Genomic DNA, 3,537 nt, shown 5'->3' with positions numbered 1-3,537 from the left:
CCCCGCTGCTCGCCTCCTGCGGGCCACACGTGGGCCCCGGCACCCCGGCGGCCGTGCTCATGGCCTGCTCGTAGCGCTCGGCTCGTTCGGCCTCCAGCCGTCTGCGCTCGGTGATGTCCCGGACGGTCAGGACCACGAGTGTCTCCTGCTCGGCCTGCAGGCTGCTGACGCTCACCTCGACGGGGAACTCGGAGCCGTCGCTGCGCAGCCCGTACAGGTCCTTGTCCACAACAGTCGGCTTCGGATCACGCAGGCGGAGGTAGGCACGCAGGAGCGCGCAGTGCCGCCGGCGCCGGGCAGCGGGCACCAGGCTGACCACCTCGGTGCCGACGAGATCACCCGGCTCGCGTCCGAAGAGGCGTTTCACCTGCGGGTTGGTCATGACGACGATGCCGTCGCCGTCGGTGATCAGGGTGGCGTCGGGAGCGGACTCCAGCAGCGCGACGAACCGCCGGTGCGCCCGCTGGACCTCGCGTTCGGCCGCGACGCGGTCGGTGATGTCGATGTACACGCCGCCCAGGGCGTACGGCGCGCCGGAGGTGTCGCTGAGCAGGAACCGGGTGGACAGGAATTCCCGCCGGCCTCCCGGCAGGTCGAATGTCTTCTGCCGCTGCACCGGCCGGCCCTCCGCCAGCACGGCGGAGTCGGAAGCGCGCGCCTGACGCATGAAGTCGGGCGGCAGGACGTCCCGGTCCAGGCGGCCCAGGACCTGCTCCCGGGACAGGCGCAGGATCTGCTCGAACCTCGTATTGACCGCCAGGAGACGGCCCTCGAGGTCCTTGATGAACACCATCGCGGGCGTGTACTCGATGAAGGCCTGCAGCAGTTCGTTCTGACGCATCCGCCACTCGAGACGGGCGTGGGCCACCTCGACACGGCGGCCCACGGCCAGGGTCGTGAAGATCACTGCCGTGAACACGGCCACGAGACCGAAGACGAGCAGCCCGGTTCCCAGCCGCTGCCCGAACAGCCCGGCGTCCTCGGCGACCAGCACGGCCCAGCCCAGCAGCGGCGGCACGATCACGACGGTGACGAGCAGCCACCGTCCGAGCGCGCCCGTCGTCCCCGCGTTCAGCAGCAGCCCCGCGCCGCCCTCACCCGGACGGGCCAGGAAGAGCGCCGTGCCGAACAGCATCAACGCCGCCGCGGTGTGCAGGGCCATGCCCGAGTAGGGACCGAACTGCTCCAGTTCGGGCACCCCGTAGGCGGCCCCGTACAGCCTCAGCATGCCGAGAGCACCGACGCCCAGGCCCAGGATCTGACTCACCCAGGCGGGGATCCGGGGCACACTCGCGCACAGGGCACCCACTCCCCCGGCCATCAGCGCCGCGGTCGTGTTCGGTGCCATCCGCCCCGGCGGCCCCGTCCCCTGGAAGACGGTGTCGTCCTTGAAGAGCAACTCGTCGATGCCCAGGTCAGCCCCGATCACATACTCCGCGAGGGTGAGCGTGCCGATCAGGGTGACCAGGGCCGCCGCCGCACGGGACACGGCGAGCGCGCCCGGGCCGATCCGGCCGAGGGAGATCACGTACAGGGAAAGCCCGAGCACCACGACAGCCACAGCGGCGTTGGCCTTCATGGCCACCGAGACCCCGGGCAGCACTTCCTTCAGCGCGTCGGCCCCGGAGATCCAGCCGACCAGACTGACCAGGCCCAGCAGACCGGCTGCCAGGGCCGCGATCCCGGCCACCCGGAGCGCGGTGGTGAGAACGCGCGGGCGGAAGGGCAGTCCGTCGACCTGCTCCGGGCTGCCCACACCGGGCGACCCCGGCGGCTGCGGCTCCCTCGTCACCTCATACTCATCCCTGCCGAATGGACATCAACCATCATCAATCAGCTTAAGTAGTGCAAGGGGTATATATGCCGCGATAGGCGGGCCCAGAAAGGGCGGCTCCGCCCTCGGGCGGAGGGAGGCGGGCACAATCGGGAGACGGGAGGCGCCATCGGACAGCGGGGGACGTCGACGCCCGGTGCCACCGACCACATGGGCGGAACCATGACCTCCGTCTCCGGCCCTCTCTCCGTACGCCGGCCATGGACCACGTCGCATGGGCGAAACCGCACCCCACCGGCAGCGCAGCCCCGCGAAACCGCCCGACGGCGTGATCCGGATCGCGTCGGTGACCCGCCTGCGCCTCCTCGCCCTGCGGCAGACTGTCCGAGCGCCCTCCGCAGACGATTCAGGAGCTTGAGGCATGAGCGTGCAGCGGTATCCCCTGGCCGGGGTCACGGTGGTCAGTCTTGAGCAGGCCGTGGCAGCGCCCTACGCCACCCGGCAGCTCGCCGACCTCGGTGCCCGGGTGATCAAGGTGGAGCGGCCGGGCGGCGGTGACTTCGCCCGCCGGTACGACACGACCGTGCACGGCCACTCCAGCTACTTCGTCTGGCTCAACCGCTCCAAGGAGTCCCTCACGCTCGACCTGAAGGACCCCCGCGGCCACGAGGTTCTGCACGACCTCCTCGACGGCGCCGACGTCTTCGTGCAGAACCTCGCCCCGGGCGCCGCCGCCCGGCTCGGGCTGGACGCGGCCACCGTGACCGAGCGCCGCCCGAACCTGATCCCGTGCACGATCTCCGGCTACGGCACGACCGGCCCCTGGTCCGACCGCAAGGCCTACGACCTGCTGGTGCAGTGCCAGACCGGGCTGGTGTCGCTGACCGGAACCCCTGAGGGGGCTGCCCGGACCGGGATCTCCGTCGCCGACATCGCCGCCGGGATGTACGCCTACAGCGGCGTCCTCACCGCGCTCTACACCCGTGCCACCACCGGCGAGGCGCATCCCGTGGAGGTGTCCCTGTTCGAGGCGCTGGCGGAGTGGATGGGTCAGCCCGCCTACTACACCCGGTACGGCGGCGCCCAGCCCCCGCGTCTCGGCACCCAGCACGCCACCATCGCGCCGTACGGGACGTACACCGCCGCCGACGGCAAGGATGTGCTGTTCTCCATCCAGAACGAGTGGGAGTGGGCGGCTCTGTGCGCCGAGTTCCTCGGCCGTCCGGAGCTGGTCGGTGATCCGCGTTTCGCCACCGGCTCCGACCGCGTCGTCCACCGGGAGGAGCTCAACGCCGTCGTCGCCGAGCGTTTCGCCCGCTCCGGCTCCGACGAGATCCTGAAGGACCTGGAGCGCATCGGCATCGCCTGCGCCGGGGTCAACGACGTCACCGCGTTCCTGGAGCACCCCGTGCTGGCCGCCCGTGGCCGCTGGAGCGAGGTCGAGGTGCCGGGCGCCACGGTGGAGGCCCTCCTCCCGCCCGCCGACCTCGCGGGCCTGCCCGCCCGTATGGACCCCGTGCCGGCCGTGGGCGAGCACACCGAGGCCGTCCTCACGGAACTGGGCCGCACCGCCGACGAGGTGGCGGCCCTGCGCGCGGACGGCGTCGTCTGACGGCATCGTCCGGCGGCGAGCCGCCCCGGACGTCTAGTGCCGCGGCAGGCAACGTTCGCCCCGTCACGACGCCCGGCACGCTCCCCCACGCTCTCGACTCCGCTCGGGGGTACCCCCACTCGCCGCACCGGCCGAAACCCCGAGTACGTCC

At 71.7% G+C, this 3,537-nt stretch carries 2 protein-coding genes; one reads left to right on the top strand and one right to left on the bottom strand.

Annotated features, from left to right (window positions below; translation table 11 throughout):
• A partial coding sequence (locus tag ABZ281_RS42635; protein WP_356663425.1) for a PAS domain S-box protein occupies positions 1-1,792 on the bottom strand: 1,792 nt, incomplete at its 3' end.
• A gap of 403 nt (positions 1,793-2,195) precedes the next feature.
• Between ABZ281_RS42635 and ABZ281_RS42630 the strand changes: the two genes are divergently transcribed.
• Entirely contained in the window at positions 2,196-3,386 is a 1,191-nt protein-coding gene (locus ABZ281_RS42630; protein ID WP_356663423.1) for a CaiB/BaiF CoA-transferase family protein, read from the top strand.
• The last annotated feature ends 151 nt before the right edge of the window (positions 3,387-3,537 follow it).

It is taken from the genome of Streptomyces sp. NPDC006265, assembly GCF_040613555.1.
Taxonomy (GTDB): domain Bacteria; phylum Actinomycetota; class Actinomycetes; order Streptomycetales; family Streptomycetaceae; genus Streptomyces.
The sequence above is the reverse complement of the archived record's forward strand: the minus strand, read 5'-3'. Positions and strand labels throughout refer to the sequence as shown.